This window comes from Microcystis sp. LEGE 08355 (assembly GCF_015207185.1).
Classification (GTDB): domain Bacteria; phylum Cyanobacteriota; class Cyanobacteriia; order Cyanobacteriales; family Microcystaceae; genus Microcystis; species Microcystis panniformis.
Window position 1 is genome coordinate 1 of the sequence record NZ_JADEXI010000013.1, and the last position, 23,519, is coordinate 23,519.

A 23,519-nucleotide genomic window follows, 5' to 3' on the forward strand; every position below is an offset into this window, starting at 1 on the left:
TAGGTATAGCAGCTTCTTAAAAGTTGCCTAAAGATTAATCAAGTCAAGGAGAATTTATTCTCAATTTTTATAATTGAGATAGTTTGTGCCGCTTAAATAAAGAGGTTTTGATAACCAAATTAAAGCATATCTAAAGAGTTTTGAGTTAAAAGTTAAACTTCAAGTTTTCATTCAGGACAAATGTACTGGTTAACTAATTTTTTGGGGAAAATTAGTTAACCCATGATTATAACATATAATTAATTTGCAAGAGTTCTATAATCGATATTGAACAGGTTGATAGATTTTCATCGGGTTTCTCTAATTTTGTGATCCTCTCAAATAGTCAGACCGCAATTTCCTCATTATCGCTCTATCTTTATTCCGGTTTAAACCATTCGTAACAAACTAATTGAATATCTTCTTCTCTGATAATTTTGAGGGGACTTTCTTCTTTTTTTTCCTCGATCTCATTATACAAGTCATTATCGACAAAATACTCATCTAGTTCGGCTATTAACGTGTTTAAGTCTTGTTTTTGAACGTATTTATCCCAAATTGTCTTAATGTCTCGTTCGTAGATTTTTAGATTTACCGTGTTAATTACTTGCAAGATTTGTACTTTAGTTTTCTGATCTTCAGGCTGATTTTCCAGTAAATTTGACTGAATTAGGGCATGATGAATCTTTTGTATCAGTTTACTCAAGCTAGGTTTGAGTTTGTTGCTGGTATGCTGTCTTCTCAAGGATTCGAGCAGGTTATTGGTTGCCGTGGTCAGGATGCGGAAAATAGCAGTGTCGAACTGGACGGGTGGTAAGTCCTCTGGTGGGGGAAAGTCAGATTCTTTGCACTTAATCCAGTTAAAGATTTTACGCTTGTCTGTCACCAGTAAAGACGGTTCGGTGGAGATATGTCCTCGCAGGCTAGGATAAAACTGCCAGAAATGTCTATCCCCTGCTTTAAAAGCGAGGAATAGTCCCCCCTCGCTAAAGGTGTGGTCAGGAATCTTGAAGGTGCGGGTGCTATGAATACCTAGGGGAATTTCTTCTACAGCTTCCCTTGTCTTCTGTTGGATAAACTCTAGCAGTGGCAATCTCATCTCATCGAGGGAGACTAGATCGGCGGTTTGTTCGAGTTCTTCAAGTATGGCGGCTTTCTCAGCCTCTGTGTCTGCCTGTTTGAGACGATAGAGTTCTTCTAGCGATCGCTCTTGAATGGTTTCTCCCAAGACACTAGCATCTAAACCCACTTCTCGATCGATAGTGGCGATCCGATCCTGCAATCGTCGCACTAGATTGAGTAAAGCTTCTAATCCCTCTTCTGGAAAACAGTTGTAGATGTAGAGGGTGTCATAGTCTGTCCCTAATCTATCAATGCGTCCCGCCCTTTGGATCATTCTAACTGGATTCCAATGCAGGTCATAGTTAACTAAAACCCCCGCATCCTGTAGGTTCTGACCTTCCGATAGAACATCGGTACAGATGAGGATATCGATGGGGTTTTGCTTGAGGGTTTCTAATTCATTATCCTCTTGAGTGTTAGCTTTAGGAGAAAACCGTTTGACCTTTTCCTCTCGCTGTTTGCCCGGTGTGTCCCCAGTGATTAACTCGATTGCTGGATTTCCCATGTCTTTCAACCAGTCTTCATCTTTGAGCAGTTCGCTGTGTAAATAATCTGCCGTATCTTTAAAGTAACTAAAGACTAAAATTCTTTGAGATTTTAGTTTAGTTTTGAGTAATTCTTTAAAAGCCGCTAACTTGCGGTCATGATCTTGATTTTGTACAACTGATTGCTGTATTTTGTCAAGAATGGTTAAGATACCGTTGAGAATAGCTAAGTCCGATTCAATATACGCTCGCAGGTTATCTATTTGATAATCCTTGTGGTCAATTTCTTCTAGTTGACTAATGATAGAACTCATAGATTTTTCAGCATCTTCTTCTTCCATCCCTGCTGCTAAGATTAACTTGCGGAAGTTCTTTGATGAGAGCAGTTTTCCCTGTTGGGTGAGGATTTCGTAGAATTTACTCTGAAAGTCTCTTTGGTTACGAACACTATTTTTAAAGGCAATTAAGGAGCTTTCTAATCGTTTTAAATAGAGAGCTTTTTGTAGGGCGACTAAGGCATCATTACGTTTGACTTCATCTTCATCCTGCTTTTGTTTTTTGCGCTTAAAAGCTTTGATGTTGTAAGGTGCTAAATGAAGCTGGTCGATTCGATCAGCGATGCCAGCATATAACCCAGTAAAGCTACCCTCAAAGTTATAGGTAAACTGTTCTAGCTCTCGCTTGGGAAAGTGAATAAGCTGATTGTTAATCCTGATTTCTTCCCCCGCCTGTTGTCTTCTAATAACGTCCTGACGGCTGCGGCGTACCATTGTTTGAAACAGCAACTCGGTAATCTCTACCCCACCTTTAGCTAAGGCTTTAAAATAAGTTTTTAAATTAGAAATACCGTCCTCTCGATAATAAGTATCATTGCCTCTAGTTAGTAGAGAAATTTGATGATAGAGGTCAAATATGCTATTATTAATCGGTGTGGCAGTAAGTAATAAAACTCGTTTATTGCGCTTACCACTGCTGACCATTTTTAGCAGATTTCGATAGCGATTAGTGGCACTATTACGGAAGTTATGACCCTCATCCACCACCACTAAATCATATTGGCTGAAACGGCGAAGATCAAAGTTTTGACGGCTGATCTCCTCATGGGACAAGACATCAGCTTTAATGCCAAATTCATCTAGTTTCTTAATCCAGACTAAATCTCTCAGTTGGGCGGGACAGACTACCAAAGCGCGGGGGACGTAACCAGGACGGCGCAATTTAATCAGGTAATAGTCTAATACTCTCAAGCCAATGTAAGTCTTACCCAAACCCACAGCATCAGCGACGATGCAGCCTCGATGTTTCTCCATCAGTTTGACGGCTCTCTCGAAACCTTCCTGTTGGAAACTAGCTAGTTCTAGGGTGGTGCGCTCCGTTTCCCCCACCATCGCCTCATCCTTAAAAAGTTCGTACAGTGCTTTAAGGAAAACTTGATAGGGTGTATAGGCTTTACTGCCAAATTTGGAAGCGTTGAGGGCATCAATTAGCTTGGTCTTGTAATCGAGGTCAACACTGGGGTCATTCCAGAACTTCTCAAACCAGTTTTGTCTAAGGTCGGATGCGATCGCTCCCACCTTGTTGATGATGTTTAACTCTGTATTGCCTTGCAGTCCGGCGGGGGTAAAGTTAGATGAGCCGACGATGCTGTAATGGTCGAAGATATAGGCTTTAGCATGAAGGAATTGAGATTTCTCCCCCAATGCTCCAAAGAGTCTGACCTTAACATGGTCTTGCTGTAGGTAAGCGATTACGCGATCGATCTGGTTTTTGTATTCTCTCTTGAAGGGTTCGCCTTCCAACTGCTCTTGGATATTCCTGCGGAAGTAGCGGATAAGGTCAATTCTGTCACTTTCTGCGGGTCTGATAGCGGGGTCGCGCCCGATGAGCAGACGGAAGCTGGTCAGGCAATTCATGGTTTCTTCGAGGCGCAGCCATGCTTCAATGCGGAAGAATCCAGTGGCGATGTCGAGGATGTGTTGGTTTTCGTCCTCAATTAGTTGTTTGAGGATGGTTTCTAGAGTGTGGGTGGAGTTGTCGATGTAATCAGGGAGGGGCATAAATTAATCACTATTATTTGAGGTAGGCTTAAGTCTTTTATTGATAGGTTTAACCTCATAACCAATAGCTTCTGAAATTAATTGACATTCTTCAGGACTAACAATTTTTCTGACATATTCAGGAAACTTTTCTGGAATATAGGTATCTTGCAACCATTGACGGAACTTACCTAATAATTCAAAAGGATAAATATTGGCTAATCGTTCCCCTCTGCTATCGGGATAATAATGTGTATATTGCTCAAAGTCAGTTTCATAGCCTTCATTTCTTAAATAATGACACCATGCTTTGCCAATTGAGATATCAATAGTTGCTTTATCATGTAGAAGTACACTTTTAGCTTCTAAATCTCTCATTAGTTTGCTTATTTCTTCAAAAATGCACCATGTTCCATTGGGAAGTTTTGTTCTTTGTTCAAATATCATTAAACGTTGATACCAAACCCGTTGATAAGGATGTAATGAAATTGGTTGTTCGGGAGCTTGACCAGTAAATAGCCATTTTTCAACCCATTCAGATACCATCATTTCAAATTCTGGTGAGAGCCACATGGCAAAAGATACGGCTAACTGAGGATGAAGCCAAACTTCTCGGCTTTTTCCTTCTCCTCTTTTCTGTATTAGATCATAGACTTCAATACCAGTCTTATCAGATAAAAGTTCTAAATATTCAATCGTTCTATCTTTTTCAAACCAAGCATTTGGATTTCTATATTTGCCTGTTTGTCTTTCATAGGCTTTGCTAAGTTTGCTGGCACTTATGTAACCATCTAGTTGTCTTTGACTGACAACTAAATCACCAACCTGATGTTCAATGTATTGCATTTTATTCTCCTTATAAAGTTATTGTGTGAAAAAATTAATAGTAATTACCTTAAATTTGATTGCCCCAGATATTCTGGTCATAAATCTTATCTAAAGATGATGCTCCAAAATATCTCTGATACTCTTGGACTGCGAATGAATCCATCATGCCAGCAAGATAATCAATCACTACTCGTTTTCTCATTGGAGCATCTTCTTGAGTATCTTTTGCAATCGCTCTTAATTCTGGCGGCAACAATAATAAGTCTTTATTAAATTTTGCATCGATATAAACTTCAAAAAGTCCTTTAATAATGCGTTCTCCTTGCTTTTCATAAAGCTGAACGTCCTTTTTTCGTAATAGTGCTTTAAATACTAACTTTTTTAAACCTTCAGCTAATTTGCTTAAAGTCTTGTATCCAAGTTGCTCTGAGCCATCCTGACATTCTACCTTGCCAATATCACACATTAGTGTGTGAACAATGTTGGATGTTAACTCTTTTCGGATAATAAAGGAATATTCTTCTGATGTATCAAGGCGTTTTGCTTGGGTTGCTATTTCTCTTGATTTGTAAGCAATGTCTCTAAACTGCTGACTGGCTGACTGGTATTTATCACTAATATCAAATTCGTGCATCATTTCTGCTAAACTGACAAAACCAAAGCTAATAGCATCTTCTAAATCATGAGCGGCATAAGCGATTTCATCAGCTAAATCCATGATTTGAGCGTCGATACTTTTTTTTATATAAGTATGCTTATCATCCATTTGGTCTTGTAAAAATTCATAGTCATCATCATATAAAAACTTTTTAGGATTTTTTGCTTTTTTGTAAAAGTATTTTGTGACCCCTAAAAGAGTTCTTAGTGTAAGATTTAGTCCAGGATAAGCATAATGTTTTTTCTCTAAATGGCGAAAAATTCTCAAGGTTTGAGCATTGCCTTCATAACCCCCAATGTCTTGAGACAATTCATTTAAAACCCTTTCACCTGCATGACCAAAAGGCGGGTTGCCTAAATCATGTGACAAGGCACAAGTTTCAGTAACAATAGGATTTTTTAATCCTAAATTTCTAGCTATCCCTCCAGCAATTTGAGCAACTTCTAAGCTATGAGTTAATCTGTTTCTATGAAAGTTGGTAGGATCTATTCCTAATAATTGCATTTTGCCCTGTAATCTGCGAAATGAGGAACAGTATAAAACTCTGGCATAATCTCGTCTGTATTCGTTTCTGTTCTTGCCACGTTGATCATTAGGCACTTCGTGTTCCCTGTCTTGAAAATTACTAAGTTTTTCCTCTAAATGTTGAGCAAACTGACATAAATCTTGGTCATACATAATCAATTACTCTTCCCTAATAATTTTCATTTCCTTATCGGTCAGCCCATATAAGTGAGCAACTTTATCGTCTATCTCTGCCTCAAGTTTTGACACATCAGCAGTTTTATTATTGTACTTTATTGTCAAGATTTTATCTACCAGTTCGATAATCGGCTTCTGCTGCTCTGGGGTGGCTTTAGGAATAGGCAGTTTTTTCCAGTCGTCAGGGTAAAGATGTATATTGCTACGGCGATTAGCTCTGAGAAAATCACGAGCAACACAAGAGTTCATTACTGCCAGTAAATATTTAACAGCAAAACTGCGGCTAATTTTCTCAAGCTCTTCGCGTTTGGGTAAATCATGACATGGGGGATTTTCATTTTTATATCTTGCAGATTTTTTGATTGAGCTATTCCGAACATTTGCTAAACTATGCCAAGGAATAAAGCCTACACTACTTTCTGTAAAATGAAGCTGTTTGTCATCATAGCAGGCTTTAGGATCAGAACCAGGACTCCTTTGAACTAAAATTTTTTCCTGAACTTCATAAAGTTCTGAAAAAGTTGGTCTGCGAAATAATGCTGGAGCGCGTTCAGAAGCCCACTCCAACCATTTGTATCTACATGGTAGCCAGCGATCAAGGTCTTTGCCTTCTACGAAGCGTTTAGAATGCAGTTGATCTTTTGTATCTGAAACTAAATCATGTAGTTTAAATAAACCTTGAGCTAATTTTTCATGGGAATTAACAACCATGCCTACACTTAGATAGCAAATATCTCCCAATGGTATTACGTTTACAGAGAATTGATTAGTCTGCTTATCTTCAGGAAAAAAAACTCGATAATCTAGATATTCTTGCTTAGTAGTTGATAAAATGTTAACTTGTCCAAATTGATTATAATGAACCAAACGCTCAGGTTTATAAGCTTTCCCGTCTGATTTTTGAAAAAAGAATATTATATTTTTAACGGCTGCATCAAAAAACTGGAGTTTACTGAGAAAATCAAGCCTTAATATTTTACTATTTTTTACATACCATGTTTGAGCTTTCTGGGCATATTTAGCATGGCAAAAACCATCAGAAACAATCATAGTTATCAAGCCATTTTTCTTAAGAAACTTGTATCCACGCTCAATAAAGGCTACATATAAATCCCATTTTTCCCACAATGTTTCGTAGTCACCACTAGCCTCAATTTCTTTGCGCGTGGCTAAATGTTTCTCTCCACAGTCAGCCCTCACATAAGGCGGATTGCCAATCACCACATCAAACCCGCCCTTAGACTCAAATACATCTCTAAAATGGAGATGATACTGGAAGAAATTAAGCGATCGCTCTCCACTTTCAACCTCAGATGCAAACTTAGCTAAATTAGTTAACTTATCGGCAATTTCCTTCCGTTCCTTTTCCTGAGTTCTAGAAACCTTACCTTTCATAGTTTTAATCTCGGTTTCTAATTCTTTCTGCTTACCTAACCAATACTGCTGCCGATCGCTCACCGCCACCCGAAACACATTGGCCTCAGCTTCAAGTATCTGTTCCCGTAGTCGATGACGTTCTTCCGTCTGGACATCAAAATATCTTTTTTCTAGCTCAAGTAAAGGAGCGATCGCAATCTGAATAGGAGTAACGGCTAACATCCCCTGCTGAGTTTTGGTGGGGTCTGGGATTAACTGTTCCCCGTGAATGGTAGAGATGAGGGAATCCCCACACATCAGCTTGTAGTCTAGGTTAGGCAAGGGTTCCACATCTTCTATGTTGGGGATGTCCACTACCAGAGACAACCACATCCTCAATTTAGCGATTTCGATCGCTTCTGGTTTAATATCGACACCGTAGAGATTATTGGCAATAATATCCCGTTTCCATTGGCTGATAGTGAGACTTCCCCTAGAAACTTTCATCCCTTCCCGTCTGGCTACGGCCTGTCTCACGTTCAGGATTACCTGCATCATACCGAGAGGGAACGCACCCGAACCTACGGCAGGGTCAAGCACTTTAATGGAAGCGATCGCCTGTTTTAGACTTTTAGTCTGTTGAGGAGTCATCAACTGATTGAACTCTGAATCGGGTAAGTCAGGGTCATAATCAATCAACTTCTGCAAAACTTCTAAGCTCATCCCCGTCTCATCAGCGAGGTAACGGGACAACACCTCAGAACACATGAACTGGACGATGCCTCTGGGGGTGTAGAACGTCCCCGATTGTCCCCGTTCGTCAGCGGCCAGCATATTCTCGAATACTTTCCCTAACATCTCCGGGTCAACCGCCACGTCTTCATCCCCCGCCACGTTCTCGGCAATGGTGAAGTTGTAACCATTAAAGAAGCCGAGAATACTATCCGTATCCCCCGGGTCAAACAGCCGATTGGGTAAGGCGATGGTTTCCGGTGTCGGCCGCCCCGCCGTGTCCCTAATTCCCGGACCATAATCTCGATCGAATAGACCGCCGTTGAGATAGGGAATCTTGCCCCATTTTGAATCGAGATTGGGACGCTGTTGGTTCAACGTCTGGAAAAATAAGGGTTCGAGGACGCTAGTGTAATATTCCGTGTCATCGGGGTCGGGTCTTAGATGTTTGTATTGGGTAGTGAGGAAACGACGATCCCCCGCTAAAAACTCTTTCTTCTGGAGAAAGTAGAGGAACATTATCCTTCCTAACAGTCGCTGAGAGAACTGGTGTAAGCGGTCTGAGTCCTCAAAATAGGGGTGGTCATTGTGCAACTTTACTGCCTGCTGAACCTGATCAAACAGTTGTTTATATCCCCTATAGAAACTCTTAGTCAGCTTCTCAACATCAAAGGCTTCACACTGTACCTTGTAGAGTTCCTGCGGTGACTTATCTCTGACAGCGATCGCTTCCAATCGATCGAGGTCGTAAGCGGTAGGATTGGCACGGTCAATTAAAAGTTTTCTGATGCTGGCCTTGAGGTTCATCTTATCGTCAAAGCTCTTGCGAGGATTGACCAACATCAATTGGTTGTAGTCTTTGGTTGCCAATAAGAGAAACTCGGTATCACGACGACCTACCTGAGAAGCGATCGCTTTCATGCGACTACTGGCAACACTGGGGGAAGACCACTCCTCCGGCTGCAATTGGAACAGCAACACCTGTAATCCCCCATTCCCCTGATCGGCAATCAGGTAGGCATCATAGACAGCTTCGGCACTTCTGGAAGTTAACTGCAAGTCCTCTAGGTTTAGAGGTTGCGCTTCGGCATCGTAACCTAACCGATGGAATAGGGACGCTACCCCATCGGGGCTAGTTAAAGTCTTTAAATCGTCTAGTCTTAGTAATCGTTCCGGCATTTCCCCAACTTCCAAAACTGATTTCGATTATTCCTCTTAAGCGATTGCCTACCCGCCCTTTGACAATGTATAGAGTAAATCCAACAAAACCATCAATTATTATCAATGCAATTGTCAAGGTTTACCACCTATCTCTAGGATGCCACGAATGGCGGTCAATACTTCACTTTCTCTCACTGGAAGTAAAGTAGTACAGAGTTATCCCCTAGTAAAGATTGGGGGGAACTATAGTTAAGAAAGGGAACTGGGAATCGGAACGATGATCGAGCGACACAGAAGGAGATTGGCTAACGGGGAGGAGCGGGTCTATACCTACGGGGTTGGAGCGGACGGTGAGCGTCAGTCTTTGTCGATCCGTTCCGTTGATGATTCCCTTTCAATCCCCTGCTATAGGCGAGCAGAAAAAGAGCGGGTGGTGGCCGCCCTACTAGCCAATGCCAGTTTGTTGGTGGTGGGGGAAGCTGGTGCGGGAAAGACCTTTTTAGCGGAGCGGGTAATTGAGGACTTGTGGGGGCAGGGGTTTCCGGTGTCCGCCCCTGCTATCGGCACGGTCAAACAGATGCTTCTGGAAATCGCCGGGGATTTGGGGGTAGATACGGAGACGCTAGAGGGCAAACCGATGACGGCACAACAGTTACAGGAAACCATCGCCGAATGGTTAGAGGGTAACGTCGCTTTTCTCGTCATGGACAATGCCCACAGATTCCCCGTTTCCCTGCGTTGTTGGCTGGAAAAACTGCATTTACAGGGACAGCCGATATTATTGTTGGCTACTTACCCCCCGGCCCGAGATATTTTTTTGAAGCTTCCCCGCATCGAATTGGAAGCTTTACCAGAAAAGGCGATCCGCGAAATTATGGAGGGGGAAGCGGTCAGTTTGGGATTGCAGGTGACACCGGGTAAACTGGCCGATTGGCAACAACGGGCGATCGGTAATCCCATGTTAGCGAAACGGGTGGTCAAGGAAGAATATTTGGGGTTAGAGGGTAATAATTATGACCATACCCAGTGGATCGACGGTACTCCCCTACTAATTGCCGTTCTCATGTGTTTTATGATTCTGCGATTCTTGGGACTCGGTTTTAATAACACCAGTCTTTATCTGATCGGCGGGATACTGACCGTGGCGGTGGGAATGGTCAGGTTGATGATTTATTCCTTACCCCGACAGTCTAACCGTTTGGGACGCTGACTTCATCCTCCCTTAGTAGTTTGGTCTGTCACATATAGTTCCGCTAAACTGAAAGAGTTGAGCTTAATCAACTGACCTATGACCATTGCGATCGACCAACCAATAGAACAAAAGCAACTCAGCTTTGACGAGTTTCTCGCTCGTTACGGTGGCGATAATCGCTACGAACTCATCGATGGAGAGGTGTTCGATTTGGAACCGACGGGTTTGCATGAGGAAGTCGCAGCTTTCTTTACCACAAAGGTCTGTGTTCAGATCGATAAAATAGATTTACCCTGGTTTGTTCTTCAACGGGGACTATTGCGTCCTTCCCACCTTAGTATGACGGCATTTCGACCTGACGTTGCGGTTGTGGATCGAGATGAACTTAGCAAAGAACTACTTTGGTCTAACCAGTCGATTCTGACGCTGGGGAGTTCGATTAAATTTGTGGCAGAAGTTGTCAGTAGCAACTGGCAAAACGATTATGCCCGCAAAGTTGAAGATTACGCCGTTTTAGGCATTCCTGAATATTGGATTGCTGATTATGCGGGATTGGGCGGGACTCGACATATTGGTAAGCCCAAACAGCCCACTCTATCCATCTGTACGCTAGTGGATGGAGAATATGAAATTCAGCAGTTTCGAGGTAATCAGACCATAACTTCCACCGTCTTCCCAGGGCTGAAATTAACGGCTGAACAAGTGTTAAGGGCTGGTGGATAAAAAGCCAGAGATTTATCGAAAAATTGGGTTTAAAGCCTGCCCCTTTTAGGACGGCTTTGTGTTAAGTAAGCGGAAAATTAGATGTGTAGTTGTGATACGCGAACTTACCGTTGGACAAAAGCTAGTGTCACCAACCTATTTCGGGTTGCTAAACCGTAAATAGGGGAATTAAGCTTTTTTTAGGCGGCCGCAGAAGTATCAACATAATTTATAGACTCCGTGGACACGCCCTTATTGTCCCGTTCTAACCACCGACTAAAAATCTCGTTGCGTCCGTCAAGGTTTAGCCCTGCCAAACTGTAAACCCGACGGCGATCGAGTCTTGACCCTAACCGACCACAGCAGGAAAGTTTAAGCCCGAACTTCCCTAGCACTCGTTGTAAGAATCTGATAGGAGTATCCTTTTCGCCTATGCTTATCCCCAAGCAGGTTCTAATATCCTTTTTGTAGGGGATAACTAAGGTTTCGTACCATTCTTGTAAGTCTTCATTGGCGAACGTTCGATCGGCATCTAAAAACTCTGGAATTCTGATAATTTCTAAAACTAACAAGGCAGGGATTAAGCTTTTAGTGAAATCGGGAAGAAAAACACGACCGTCCGAGTTCTTTCCTAATTTCTCCATTCTTTTCTGTTCTTTGTGCTTTATAAAGGGTTTTCCAACGGTTAGGTAATAATGAAGGCTTAATTCGCTAAACCATCCTTCTGAGTCCCTTTTGATGTGGGTAGTGGTAATGTTTTCCGTAAGGTATCGCCGGCATAATTGCCCTTTTCTTAGCTGATAGCGCTGATCAGCAGTGCGATCGCTTAGATTACTCAATTTTTCCAGTTCATCATCGCTAGGGTTAGGGGCGGCGGCGATCATTTCTCGTTCCGTTTCGAGGGCTTCCTCTCTTGTTAGGGTCATCATTAAAGATACTTCATCCGTTATCGTGGGGTCGTCATCGGGATTGTCGCTGGCGGGGAATTGATAGCCTTCGCCGAGTAGTCGTTCTACAATGGCATCCCTATATCGCCATGCTTCGCTATTACAGGTTATCGCATAATCGACCCAGGTTGCGATGAGAATGGCATTTTCCCCCTCAAACAAGGAAATATGATCAAGGTCGCTTAATTCCTTGAAAATAACGGTCGCTTTTCGTTTTTCACCTCTTAACAAGTCCCTAGCGTTAGAACTGCCGTTCCCAGTGAAATTCGCATGAGTTTTGGGAGCGAATAAATGTCTCGGAACGTCGGAACGAACCCGATCAATTGCCTGACAGACTCCATCGACCGACTGACTACCCGAAGAAAAACACCAAACAGAATCAAAATCGCTACGGTCGATGCTTATCCCAGTTTCTAAAATCGGGCTAACTATGGGAATGTCGATCTCTTGGAACAATTCTTTAAGGTTGTCTTCTATCCTGTAGGCTTTATGATTGGGTTCGGCTGTTGTCTCGGAGTCGATCGCTACGGGCTTTCTATCCAGACAATGTTGAGAAATGATCGTTTGTAAATTTTTACTACTGGTCTTAGATGCGGCTGTTTGAGAGCCAGTGATGATGTAGGGACGGCCTCCCTTGTGGATGTGGTCAAGCAATGCGGCCAGCATTTTGGCTTTAGACTCATAGACTGCCAGTGATCGAGGAGTTTCCCTGATATAGGTATTTTGTACTATCCAACTCTCTACTGGTATCCCTAGAAGCTTCTGAATAAAAGTGATCGATCTCTTAGTTAAATAAGCATCACATAAAATTATTTTCCCCCCACCAGCGATCGCTTCCCTGAGTAAATCCCTGAAACTCTCTATGATAGATACTCGATGCCGTCTCATTCCGTCAAGGTCGCTATTTAAAAGATAATTTAGAGACTGTTCTATCTCATCGAGAAAAATATAAGCGCCGTGCCAATTTTCAGGCTTAAATGGTGGGTTAGCTTGAGAATGCAAGCTATTAAAGCATAAAGCATAGCCTAGATAGCTTTTGGTATCGCTTTTATCAGTTCTGTAGTCGATCCCCAATCGCTGGCACAATTCCGATAACAGTTTAACCCGATGACCGATAGGCAGAACCGCTATTCCTTCCTTGCTTGCCTGATCTGCGATCGCTTTTAATACCTCGGTTTTTCCCGTACCCTTCCCGGATTTTATGCAGATAAGTTGAGCATTATCAGGGATTTTAAGGTCTTGTAGGGTTAAAAACTGTTGATTAAGAGTTACATCCGTTATATCCGATATGTCTCTCTTATTTTTACCCTCCCAAGTATCAAAAGGAATAGCGTTATCGAGTACAGCTAGGGCAAAATCCTGGCCTTTTCTGGCATGAATATCATCGATCCCTTTTCCGTTTTTTGGGTCCCAGACAGCAACATGAGGATGCCCGCCAGCCTTTTTGATAGCGATCGCCAGCTTATAAATTCCAGACTCAACCTTTTTAATGGTTGAGGGTTTCAAGTCGCGGTCAAAGGCTATGTTAACCCGTCTCCCTTTGACATAAAGCTGCAATTCAGGGAGCAAAAATAACGGTTTATCTATTCCATTCTCATCCTTATTTTTTGCCCCGCATTGGCAGCCGTATAAGCTAATCGCCGGTTGGTTAAGGGAGACGACTGACAAGGCTTTTTTCCCCCCTTCTGTCAGGGCTAGGGGTATTTCAGGATGATCGAGAAACCATTCCCAGAAAGTCTCATCCTTACCCGGCGGGGTCAGATTATGGGATTGTGCGATCGCTCTGGCAATGCGATCGGGAACAGGGGAAAAGTAGGCCTTATCACCTATTCCTTTTGGGGCCAAGTATTGGCCTGATTTTTTCCCGTTCCCTTCCCCAAAAATCTTTAATTGCCAGGCCTCACCGGTTTCTTGCCGGAATACGGCCGCTAAAAGGTTTGGTTTAGCCTGATCGGTAAACCGGGTGTAACGATACCCTAGAAGATCGGCGATCGGAGTTCCCAAAACCTCGCGGGTAACGTCATCGATTAGTATGTCCGGAATAATCTCGATCGCCGTGTCGAATACGTCGAGAGCGATCGCACTACCTTCTAAAAATTCTTGTCTGATTTCGGAGCGAGAGGCTTTAAACATGGTGGCCTCCCATCATTTCCCGATAGAGGGTTAGGGGAGTAGTCCCATGATATCCATTTGTCGAAAAAATCAAAAATAAGTTTTTTTCGGCTATAGTCCGCTCTAGTAAAGGGGTTGAGCTACAATTGCGGGGGGAAGAAAAAGGCTTGACAACGGCAGATGTGCTGCACAATAGCCCATTTTTAGTTAACATTTAATTGTATTTAATGTTTTTGGTCCCCCTGCGTCTCCAAACGTTGGGGGTTTTTACTGATCAAGAGAAAGTCCCTAAGCTATATCGATTATACCGTCAATGTTTCGGGATGAGTTGCCTATCAGCTGGCTGCCGAGAAAACACCCGTTCTAATTCTTTTCCCGAACTTGAGACCTCACCAACGCAAACCTCAAGACTTTTCACTGGTTCAACTGGTCGTACAAATGTTCTAAATTAGAAGCAAAGGGTGAGATCGCCGCTTGACAGATCGGCTTCTCAAGGCAAGGTCTTCCAGAAAAAATCTGGCAATCAGCCCACGGAAAAAAAGGTTGAGAAACTGGGTGAATTAAACAGTTAACTTTGGGTTTTAGATTCGGTCGGGTTATCAGTTATCGTAGTTGTCAGTTTACCGATTACCGATCACAGCCAAAAACCAACCTTTGCCGCTCGATAATTAATTATAATTTACAATTCTGGCTCTTCTCGACTTTGTGTGATAATTTTTGCTTATGGAATCGTGAAATGCTTACTGGGCAAGACTTTTAGGACTATTTTGCGGATATTCTATCAGTATAGACCTCGTTTCCACACAGAAACCAGAAGAGCCCAATTCTCACTTCCCAATTCAGAACTGATAAACTACTGTAATCTATAATTCATAATTTATAATTCATAAATTATAATATATGATGAGCGTCACTCATATAGCCTTTTCGGTAGCTTTGACGAGTATAACGTTGGGAACCGCCAATCCGGAGATATTGGGCATAGCGGCGCTGGCTGCCTTGTTGCCAGATGTTGACACGGGCAAAAGCTCGCTCGGACGGCTCTTGTTTCCCGTCAGCAGTTGGCTAGAAAAGAGAACGGTTCACCGGGGCATAACCCACAGTTTCTTTGCTTCTGGTGTCGTCACCCTTGCGGCTTATCCCCTGGCCCTACTGGGTTATAGTCAACTCTGGTACGGTCTGATTCTCGGTTACTTTTTCGGCTGGTTTGCCGATGTTTTTACTAAGTCGGGAGTGCAGGCGTTCTATCCTGGTCGGGGAAGGATGATCATCCCCAGAAATCCTCGTTTGAGGTTGGCCACGGGTAGTAATGCCGAGTGGTTTCTGCTGTTTATTCTTGTGGTCGTCTCGGTTCTGAGTATTTCTATCAACAGTGGTGGTGGTCTGATTCGCGGGTTCAATCAGGCGTTGGGTTTGCCGTCGGGAGCGATCGAGACGGTGAACGAGGATGCTTCCCGCTATCTGTTGCGGGTTAGGGTTCAAGGTAGAAATGCCATTACCGAACAGCCGGTGGATGCCACCTACGAGGTAATCGAACCGTTGACCGTTAGCGATCTGCTGGTCAAGGACGAAGGGGGAACGGTGTACCGACTGGGTTCGAGTCAGGAATCTCAGATCATCGCCTCCCGCATTCGGGTGGAACGGGTCGCACCAGTCCAAGTAAAGATCGAAAATATCTTCTTGGAAGATGAATATTTAGATAGGCTCGCTAATTTAACGGGAAGGGTATATTTAACGGGAACGCTGACCATTGCCGATGGTTCGGGTCTGAGTTTGCCCAGTCATGCCGACCGTTTCGATACTATTACCCTACAACCGGGTAACATCGCCTACGCCCGACTCACCGCCGCTAGTCCCCAGTATGCGATCGACAAATTGGGAGAATACAGCGTTTCAGGTCATCTCATCGCTAGGATCATAAATGTTCAATAAACAGCAGAAACCACTACCCACCGCCGTTTTACGGGCCCCCAATTCCCCATCGGACGAATCATCGCCACCGTCCGGCATCCTTCTGGGGGATAACTGTTATTGGAATCCGGGTCATCTCCCCAACGGTCACATCGTCGCCATCGGTGCATCCGGTAGTGGCAAAACCCAGACCCTCAAAGCGATTGCCTATTCTCTCCGACAGACCTATCCCGATATTCAGTTATTTATCATCGATTTCCACGGTGATCAGGAGATTATCGGTGAAACTTGTTATCCCCTGCACATGGCCAGTTCTCACGGCATCAATCCCCTGATTGTCAATCTCGATGCTGAAGGGGGTGGTCCTCATCTACAGGCGATTGCCGTTACCACCACCCTCAAACGTTCTTTGCAGTTGGGACCAAATCAGGAGGGTTTACTGTTAGAAATATTGCAATTTTGTTACAACCGGCGGGGTATCAGCCAAGAACAACCGACAAGTTGGACAAGGGAAGCGCCCAATTTTACCGATTTGCAGCAGGAGATCGAGTCGCGGGTCGAGAGCGGCTGTAAGGAATCGCAAAAACTGAAACTGAAACTGATAGCCACCTTCACCTACGGTGTCTTCTGCCGTCCCCAACCCGACTTCACCGAGAAACATATCCGCATCGACCTCTCGAAATTACCGCCGGAGATCGGGGCGATTGCCGCTGAATCCTTGGCCTGGCAATTGATGAACCAACACCGGTTAACCGGCGAAATCGAAGGGAAACTACCCCGTACCTACCTATTCATCGATGAGGCTAAAGAATTGCGGAAAAGTCGGGCCTGTGACCGCATCATCGCCGACGGTCGTAAATACGGGCTGGGTTTGGTGTTGGCATCCCAATCGGAACGACATCTCAGCGACGACGTGATCGGTAACTCCTCTACCAAGATCGTTCTGCCAGTGGACCAGTCGGAAGTGAAGCGGGTGGCCGCCAAATTCCGGTTTGCCGAGAAGAAAGTAGCCGAGTTAGTACCCTTGACCGCCCTATGTCGTTTCGGCAAACAGGCAGAAGTGACCAGTATCTTTCCCTATCACCGGAGGGTAGAAGATGGTTAGCACTCTTTCTAGGTCAAAACCCCACCAGCGACGCACTGAGACGGTTTTCGCTATCCTCGACGGCGCACCAGCCGGTACGACCTACGAAGGTCTGATCTCGTTGGTAAGGGAGAAAACAGGCCAGGGTTGTTCCCGTAAGCTGATTAGTCGCTGGAAACGGGAACGCACGGGAGAAACCGTCTCGGAAATCCAGACCGTTTTAGAAATTCCAACTGTCTTGGAAACCCCGACCGTTTTGGAAACGATCGCTTCCCAAAAAACACTCAGACAAAGTTCAGTGTTTACCCTGAGAGAAGCCGATACTTCCCCCATTGTCCCGGAACCTTTCTATTCCCCCCGTCCTGATTTCTTTCGTTACCTGACCCTTGCCTTCGCCACCATCATCACCCTAGTCGGTTGCAGTTACACCACCGCCCAAAAAACCCCCAGCACCCCCGTTACACCCGTTACCACCTCTTACCCCCCTTATCAAGGGGGGATTAAGGGGGGATCCTCTCCGAAAAAAACCCACTCCACCGTACCGAGAGAGATCAAAATCCGATTGACCCTTACCACCCCCGCAGATCTGCGGGTCAAACAAGGTTCTCGGATCGTTGCGGGTCAGATACTAAGCGATCGCATTACCGAGAGACAACGACTCCAAACCCAACGTCAACAGTTGGAACTCTCCCTAAAAAAGTTACAGATTCCCTTCCCCGAACTCACCTTACCTTCACCACCCCCAACATTAAATAAACTTCCCCCCGTTTCCTACCGGCAAGAAATCGCTCATATTACCCTGAAAACGGGAGAATTACAACAGATAGAGACTAAAATAACCCAACAAAAACAGAAAATTTCTCAATTACTAGCCCTTCCCTCTGCCCCCCTTATCAAGGGGGGATTAAGGGGGGATCCCGTTAATGTCGCTTCCCTACCCACTTTTGTTACTATCGACTCTCAACCTTTACCCCCTTATCAAGGAGGCCAGGGGGGATCCGTGGAGACAATCATCGAACACGAAAGGGCGAAACTCTCCCAAATGGAAACGGAACGGGAACAGGCAAAAATACAACTGGACATCGCCCGTGCCGCTTTATCAACCGCCAAGGAAAAGCGTCTTCAGGAAGAATACCAATTGGCTCTAGAAGAAAACCGACGGGCGATCACCCTTCAGAACCAACAACTGGAAGTGGAGAAACAGAGGGCAGTTCGCGCCGCACAACTTCAGGAACGGGAATACAACCAAGCGGTGATCAGGACGAGAATACAGGAGATCGACAATGCACTGGTTCAATTGGCTACGGTTAAGGCTCCCTACCCCGGAACGGTCAAACGGCTTAAATGGCAAGGTCAGGATGATCGCCTTCTCACTGTTGAGCTTACTGTTGATGTGGACTCCCCTACAGGCCGCTCCCCTTCCCTGTCTCGATAGCGGTAACGATTGTCTCCGTACCCTCACCGAAGCGGCGATCGAACGTTCCCCTGAATTGCAGACCCTAGACGAACGCATCGCCCTGATCGATCGCCGGTTACAGTTGGCTGGACAACGTATCGACCAAGCCAACGCCCGACAATGGACAGGTTATCTCACCACCGACCCGATCGCCATTCTGCAAAATCTGTTTGGGGGTGGTCAGGTACAACAACAGAGGATGGCCATCACCGACCTCGAAATCAGGGCGGCCGACCTAGAGGCGGCCAGGGCTGAATTGGAACGTCAACGGGCTGCCAAACGCTCCCAACTGGGAGAACAGGTCTTAACGCTGGTGATCGCCTACGAAACCGCCGGCGATCGAGAACGGGCGATATTAGCCCAACTGTCCAATCACGACCTCTTGACCAGGATTACCGAGATTGATTACCGTCTGGGCGGTTCATCCACCGAAACCTATCTAACAAGAATCGCCCAACGAGAACAGTTAGAGATTCAGTGGAACCGTTACCGTCTCGAACGGGAAACCGCTAAACGACAACTTCTATCCCTGACCGGGTTTTCCGCTCCTGAAATTACCGGGTAATGGGTTGATATTGTGAAATTGTAAATTTTTGTGGAGAAGTGCGGTCAGAACTAGAATCTTAGCTAGTCTTTTAGAAGAGTTCTGTTATTTTAACTTACTGTCAGGAATTTAGTTAAACAAGGTTTTTGGCAATAGGCTAATCTGGCTAACACGCTTTTGGGCGTGATATAGGGAAAACTTCTTGTGATCACGCCTAAATGGGGTGAGATGCCGAAGGTTGACCCATATCATTACTTTTAGGAGTGTCATACCTGGACTTCCCCCATACATAAATACTAAAAAATTAACAAAACCCTTACTGCATGGAGGTTCTAAGAAAAAATTGAAAAGAGACTACTGGGTACATTTTTCCCTTGAAAATGGCTGTACCGTTGACCGTATCTGGAGTATAGCGATTCCGTAGAGTTGGCTGTATAGTGATCGCTAACCTGATTTTAACAGATAGTGTCATTAATCTCTAGAGTAAGGGATTCGCTCTGTAGCCATGTTTTTGCTAGTTTTCTGCCCTAAAACAAGCTATAATGGTCTAAAGGTCAAATTTGAAAAATTTTGCCTCAAACCCTATCTGCGTAAGAACTTCAGTGTCCAGTAGTTCATTGGTATTGCATTGCTTGAACTCAGGCTCTGTAAGACTTTGAGCCATAGCTAGTATGCTTGTACGGAAAAAGCACATTTGTACTATGCTCACACAGAACCTAGAAGAGCCGTTCAATCTGTGGTAACATCGACTTATCTTCGACACTCAAACCTGTAAGCACAGCATTTTATTTAGATAACATCTACAGTGAATTCGCTAACTATGTGTCACAGAAAAATCCTTACATTAGACCTCTTGCATAAATCCGAAAACAAACGATAGAAACAATAATGGGAGGGACTTTCAGTTAATTATTTATTAGTAGTTGATAATCTTCAAAAATGTTGCTGTACAAGGATCGACTTAAGACTTTTGCAAGAGGTCTATTGTCAGCTTTACAGCCACTCTAAGATTGCGCTGTTGAGAAACCAAAAAACCAAGCATATTTTTCGAGGCAACCAAAAATGTTGAAAATTAACATAATTTCATCGTTATCTATGTTGTTAATTGGGTGTGTTTTACCATTTATTAATAATCAACAAGCCAAAGCATCTAGTTTTGCATTGAATTCATTCACTATCAAAACAATTGCAACTGGATTACTTAATCCTTATGGTATAACTACATATAATGATGATTTAATTGTCACCGTTAATGGTTCTTTACTCAGAATAGATACATTAGGTAATGTTCAAACAATCACTTCCTTAACAGCAGGCAGCCCTGCTGGTGTTTTAGTCAATAATTCTGAGTTTATTGTGGTTGAAAATCCTACTGCTTCACTTCTAAGAATATCTCAAGACGGAGTTACTACCACAATAGCGACAAACCTAGGTGATCCTGTTGGAGTTGCGATTCAAGAAAATTATTTTGTTGTAGGTGATTTTGGTTTAGGATCGGGTTCTCTCAAAAGAATCAGTCCTAGTGGAAATGTTTTAACTATTGCTTCAAATGGAGTCGGAGGTCCCACTGAACTTGTTGTCGATGGTGATAACTTTTGGATCACAGACTTTACATTTGGACGCTTGTTATTTGTTACAGCTAATGGCAATGTTACAGAAATTGCAACTGGATTGGGACAACCCTTAGATATTGAATTTGATGGACAATATTTCTTGATTACAGACTTTGCTGATGGTTTTAATGCACCTGGTAACGGACGAATATTAAGAGTCTCCAAAACAGGACAAGTGGAAACTTTAATAGATAATATTGGCAATCCGTCTGGACTAGCAATTGATGGAGATGACCTGCTATTTACAGATATTGTTGATGGAAGCGTTGCTAGAATTCGAGGAATTTTAGGTTCACAAAGTGTCCCTGAATACTCTTCTATTCCAGCGATTTTACTAATAGGGACTTGGGGATTAACTATCATCGTTAATTCGAGAAATTAAATCTGGTTCTTCCGAACTTACACTGTAGAAAATTCCCCAAGCTCCCTCTCCGCAAAGGGTTCTATAGACTCCAAAAGGGTTATATCTATTAGATCATGCGGGTTAAGCACCGTTTAGCTTATCAAGGCATCTTAGTAGTAGTATTATTGTAGCGGTGTGCAGTCGTATGAGGTACAGTGTCACGACCTATAAACCATGCTAGGCAAAGCTTGGTTTGTATCTCACTCAAGCGCTTACCGCTATAGAAGTAGGCTCACTACTGTCCCTGCTTAAGTTGGTAGCTGGACAGAAGAAACTAACATTAAAACTCAGCAAACAATATTTATGGCTAATGAATCACAAGAATTACCATCGGATTTTATTGAAAATGGGCTAAAAATCCTAAAAGTCCTAGAGACAGCTTACAAACACCCTGAAAATTATCCAGTTTTATCCAGTCCTTTGTCCTTAAAACAGAAACTTTTGCATTTAGAGCAACTGCCTCAAGATGGTGATGAGAGTTCACATATTATCAATGAAGTCATTCAAACCATTTTCAGTGGTTATTGTAATGTCAGTCATCCCCAATACTATGGTTATATCTCTCCTAAACCTTTACCCATTAGCGTACTGGGAGATCTATTAGGGGAAGGATTAAACCAAACCCCTGGGGCTTGGCGTGCAGGTCCTGCTGCCACACTTATAGAAACGGAAACTTTAGGGTGGCTCAGTCAATTTATTGGTTATGAACATAATGTTTGTAGAATTCCCAACGGAATATTTACCAGTGGCGGATCCATGGCTAATGCTAGCGCCTTAAAACTTGCACGAGACTCCATTCTCGGTCGGAAGGTACAAGATGAAGGTTTAGCAGAGAGTCGGTTCAAACCCACAGTTTATATGTCACAAGAAGGTCACTTTTCTATCTGGAAAGCTCTAGATTTTTTGGGACTAGGGAGAAACTGCTTGCGGCGCATCGAAGTGACAGAAGATGCAAGAATCGATCTCCATCAATTGGAAGAACAAATTCAAAAAGATATTAAGGATGGATATAAACCAATTTGTTTAGTGGGGACTGCTGGTACAAGCGCAACAGGTGCAGTCGATCCTCTTAAATCTTTGGCTAAGATGGCTAAAGATTATGATCTATGGTTTCATGTAGATGCGGCAGCGGGTGGCGTTTTTGCTAATCTTCCTGAAACTCGTCAGCATTTTCAAGGAATCAACCTGGCTGACTCCGTAACGCTTGACCCTTGTAAATGGTTATTTGTTCCTTTTGGTATTGGTTGTTTACTAATTAAAAATGGCTCTGAATTACTAAAAAGTTTTCAAGCAAGTAGTCACTATTGGGAAGACCTGTCTGAGCCAGATTTGTTTCAAATGGGACTCCCAGGAACTAGACAATGGCGGTCTTTAGGACTGTGGATGGCGTTTAAATATCTTGGGTGTCATGGCTATCACCAATTATTAAGTAATACTCTATCTGTTGCTAATTATCTTGCTGAAACTGTCAAATCTCATCCCGATTTAGAACTCCTACAAGAACCTACTTTGCCCGTGTGTTGCTTCCGCATCGTTAACACAACACATTCTTTATCCCTCAACGAAGTTAATCATCGTGTGAAGGAGCTAGTAGGAGAAAAAGGCAATCACTATTTCACCACTTTAGACTGGCAGGGAACTAAATTTTTCCGTATTTCTATCAATAACTTTGAAACAAAAAAAGAGCATATGAATAGTTTAATCCAAACAATTATTAGTCAGTTTCATTGTCTGAAATCCTAAATTCCGTACTAAAAAACAAGGATAAAGAAAATAAGAAAGGTTCTTCCGAACTTACACTGTAGAAAATTCCCCAAGCTCCCTCTCTGTCCAGCAATGCTCTAAAGCTGATAAATATCAATCTAACAAAAACTCAAAGCCTTACTATACAAACTTTACAAGCATGAGTTGTTAATAGTTTTGCATGACAGATTCGGTAGAGACTGTTAACTTAATTTTATCACAAGAGGGAAATTTAATCTCTCTAGGCGAACGCCTGTTCTCGTTAGCTTGTATGTAAAGTTTTATGTACGGATTCAACATTTCTGGTCTAGACTGATAAGTACCTAAGCAAAATTAATTACACATATCTGACCACGGCTCTCTTGGATTTGGTGGGTAAAATGTATTCTAAGATACATTCCTCCTAGAGAGGGGGTGGAAGGAACCACAGAGACACAGAGGACACAAAGATCGATCACTTCTATGGTAAGTTAAGCTGATCACACAGAACCTAGAAGAGCCTGACCACCTCTTGCCTCTTGCCTCTTGCCTATCTTCACTAGGAAATTAATTTTGCACGACTATAGTCATTTTAAATAAGTATGATACAAGTAAAAAATAAGGTAAAATCAAGAGAAACGAGCAACCCATACAGAAAAATGTCTTATAGCCTAGACTTGAGAAAAAAAGTAATCGATTATGTAGAGAATGGGGGAAGCATAACCAAAGCCGCCGCTCTATTTAATATAGGAAGAGCGACGATATATAGATGGC

Annotated in this window: 14 protein-coding genes; 9 read left to right on the forward strand and 5 right to left on the reverse strand. The window is 43.3% G+C overall.

From position 1 onward, the window contains the following. Nucleotides 1-358 precede the first annotated feature (358 nt). From IQ242_RS01275 to IQ242_RS01290, 4 genes are read right to left on the reverse strand one after another with little or no spacing between them, the layout of a single operon-like run. Nucleotides 359-3,643 carry a helicase-related protein gene (locus IQ242_RS01275; RefSeq protein ID WP_193958748.1) on the reverse strand — a complete coding sequence of 1,095 codons (3,285 nt, stop codon included), beginning with the start codon at nucleotides 3,641-3,643 and terminating at the stop codon, nucleotides 359-361. A gap of 3 nt (nucleotides 3,644-3,646) precedes the next feature. Further along, complete coding sequence (locus IQ242_RS01280) at nucleotides 3,647-4,468, reverse strand: KilA-N domain-containing protein (RefSeq protein WP_193958749.1); 822 nt, start codon at nucleotides 4,466-4,468, stop codon at nucleotides 3,647-3,649. Between the two features lie 49 nt (nucleotides 4,469-4,517). Beyond that, the gene (dgt, locus tag IQ242_RS01285; RefSeq protein WP_193958750.1) at nucleotides 4,518-5,786 is read right to left on the reverse strand and encodes a dGTP triphosphohydrolase; all 1,269 of its coding nucleotides are present in this window, start codon (nucleotides 5,784-5,786) and stop codon (nucleotides 4,518-4,520) included. A 6-nt stretch (nucleotides 5,787-5,792) separates the two neighbouring features. Continuing rightward, the gene (locus tag IQ242_RS01290) at nucleotides 5,793-9,092 is read right to left on the reverse strand and encodes an Eco57I restriction-modification methylase domain-containing protein (RefSeq protein ID WP_228020760.1); all 3,300 of its coding nucleotides are present in this window, start codon (nucleotides 9,090-9,092) and stop codon (nucleotides 5,793-5,795) included. 244 nt (nucleotides 9,093-9,336) lie between these two features. Here IQ242_RS01290 and IQ242_RS01295 point away from each other — a divergent pair, with 244 nt between their 5' ends. Together IQ242_RS01295 and IQ242_RS01300 are read left to right on the forward strand one after the other, a co-directional pair. Beyond that, a complete protein-coding gene (locus IQ242_RS01295) occupies nucleotides 9,337-10,269 on the forward strand; it encodes an ATP-binding protein (protein WP_193958751.1) in 933 nt (310 codons plus the stop codon). Between the two features lie 78 nt (nucleotides 10,270-10,347). After that, entirely contained in the window at nucleotides 10,348-10,974 is a 627-nt protein-coding gene (locus IQ242_RS01300; protein WP_193958752.1) for a Uma2 family endonuclease, read from the forward strand. Nucleotides 10,975-11,153: 179 nt separating this feature from the next. On the opposite strand, the gene IQ242_RS01305 is transcribed toward IQ242_RS01300, so the two are convergent. Further along, nucleotides 11,154-14,033, reverse strand: a complete 2,880-nt coding sequence (locus tag IQ242_RS01305) for a plasmid replication protein, CyRepA1 family (RefSeq protein WP_193958753.1) — start codon at nucleotides 14,031-14,033, stop codon at nucleotides 11,154-11,156. Nucleotides 14,034-14,912: 879 nt separating this feature from the next. Here IQ242_RS01305 and IQ242_RS01310 point away from each other — a divergent pair. From IQ242_RS01310 to IQ242_RS01340, 7 genes are all read left to right on the forward strand, one after another. Beyond that, complete coding sequence (locus IQ242_RS01310; protein WP_193958754.1) at nucleotides 14,913-15,944, forward strand: metal-dependent hydrolase; 1,032 nt, start codon at nucleotides 14,913-14,915, stop codon at nucleotides 15,942-15,944. Continuing rightward, nucleotides 15,934-17,028 carry an ATP-binding protein gene (locus IQ242_RS01315; RefSeq protein WP_123230656.1) on the forward strand — a complete coding sequence of 365 codons (1,095 nt, stop codon included), beginning with the start codon at nucleotides 15,934-15,936 and terminating at the stop codon, nucleotides 17,026-17,028. Before IQ242_RS01310 ends, IQ242_RS01315 begins: the two co-directional genes overlap by 11 nt. Further along, complete coding sequence (locus IQ242_RS01320; RefSeq protein WP_193958755.1) at nucleotides 17,021-18,442, forward strand: hypothetical protein; 1,422 nt, start codon at nucleotides 17,021-17,023, stop codon at nucleotides 18,440-18,442. The genes IQ242_RS01315 and IQ242_RS01320 overlap by 8 nt, the downstream gene beginning before the upstream one ends. Continuing rightward, nucleotides 18,399-19,028, forward strand: a complete 630-nt coding sequence (locus IQ242_RS25700) for a TolC family protein (RefSeq protein WP_228020761.1) — start codon at nucleotides 18,399-18,401, stop codon at nucleotides 19,026-19,028. The genes IQ242_RS01320 and IQ242_RS25700 overlap by 44 nt, the downstream gene beginning before the upstream one ends. Nucleotides 19,029-20,069: 1,041 nt before the next feature. Then, nucleotides 20,070-21,002, forward strand: a complete 933-nt coding sequence (locus IQ242_RS01330) for a hypothetical protein (RefSeq protein WP_159250510.1) — start codon at nucleotides 20,070-20,072, stop codon at nucleotides 21,000-21,002. A gap of 324 nt (nucleotides 21,003-21,326) precedes the next feature. Then, complete coding sequence (locus IQ242_RS01335) at nucleotides 21,327-22,766, forward strand: aminotransferase class V-fold PLP-dependent enzyme (RefSeq protein ID WP_159250511.1); 1,440 nt, start codon at nucleotides 21,327-21,329, stop codon at nucleotides 22,764-22,766. Nucleotides 22,767-23,404: 638 nt separating this feature from the next. Next, the coding region (locus tag IQ242_RS01340; RefSeq protein ID WP_193958756.1) for an IS630 transposase-related protein at nucleotides 23,405-23,519 on the forward strand (115 nt) is incomplete at its 3' end.

Bases quoted from the DNA above. Each gene is read 5' to 3' on its own strand.
- IQ242_RS01315 (WP_123230656.1), top strand. From the start codon at position 15,934: ATGTTCAATAAACAGCAGAAACCACTACCCACCGCCGTTTTACGGGCC.
- IQ242_RS01310 (WP_193958754.1), top strand. From the start codon at position 14,913: ATGATGAGCGTCACTCATATAGCCTTTTCGGTAGCTTTGACGAGTATA.
- dgt (WP_193958750.1), bottom strand. From the start codon at position 5,786: ATGTATGACCAAGATTTATGTCAGTTTGCTCAACATTTAGAGGAAAAA.
- IQ242_RS01295 (WP_193958751.1), top strand. From the start codon at position 9,337: ATGATCGAGCGACACAGAAGGAGATTGGCTAACGGGGAGGAGCGGGTC.
- IQ242_RS01280 (WP_193958749.1), bottom strand. From the start codon at position 4,468: ATGCAATACATTGAACATCAGGTTGGTGATTTAGTTGTCAGTCAAAGA.
- IQ242_RS25700 (WP_228020761.1), top strand. From the start codon at position 18,399: ATGTGGACTCCCCTACAGGCCGCTCCCCTTCCCTGTCTCGATAGCGGT.
- IQ242_RS01335 (WP_159250511.1), top strand. From the start codon at position 21,327: ATGGCTAATGAATCACAAGAATTACCATCGGATTTTATTGAAAATGGG.
- IQ242_RS01320 (WP_193958755.1), top strand. From the start codon at position 17,021: ATGGTTAGCACTCTTTCTAGGTCAAAACCCCACCAGCGACGCACTGAG.
- IQ242_RS01330 (WP_159250510.1), top strand. From the start codon at position 20,070: ATGTTGAAAATTAACATAATTTCATCGTTATCTATGTTGTTAATTGGG.
- IQ242_RS01275 (WP_193958748.1), bottom strand. From the start codon at position 3,643: ATGCCCCTCCCTGATTACATCGACAACTCCACCCACACTCTAGAAACC.
- IQ242_RS01305 (WP_193958753.1), bottom strand. From the start codon at position 14,033: ATGTTTAAAGCCTCTCGCTCCGAAATCAGACAAGAATTTTTAGAAGGT.
- IQ242_RS01300 (WP_193958752.1), top strand. From the start codon at position 10,348: ATGACCATTGCGATCGACCAACCAATAGAACAAAAGCAACTCAGCTTT.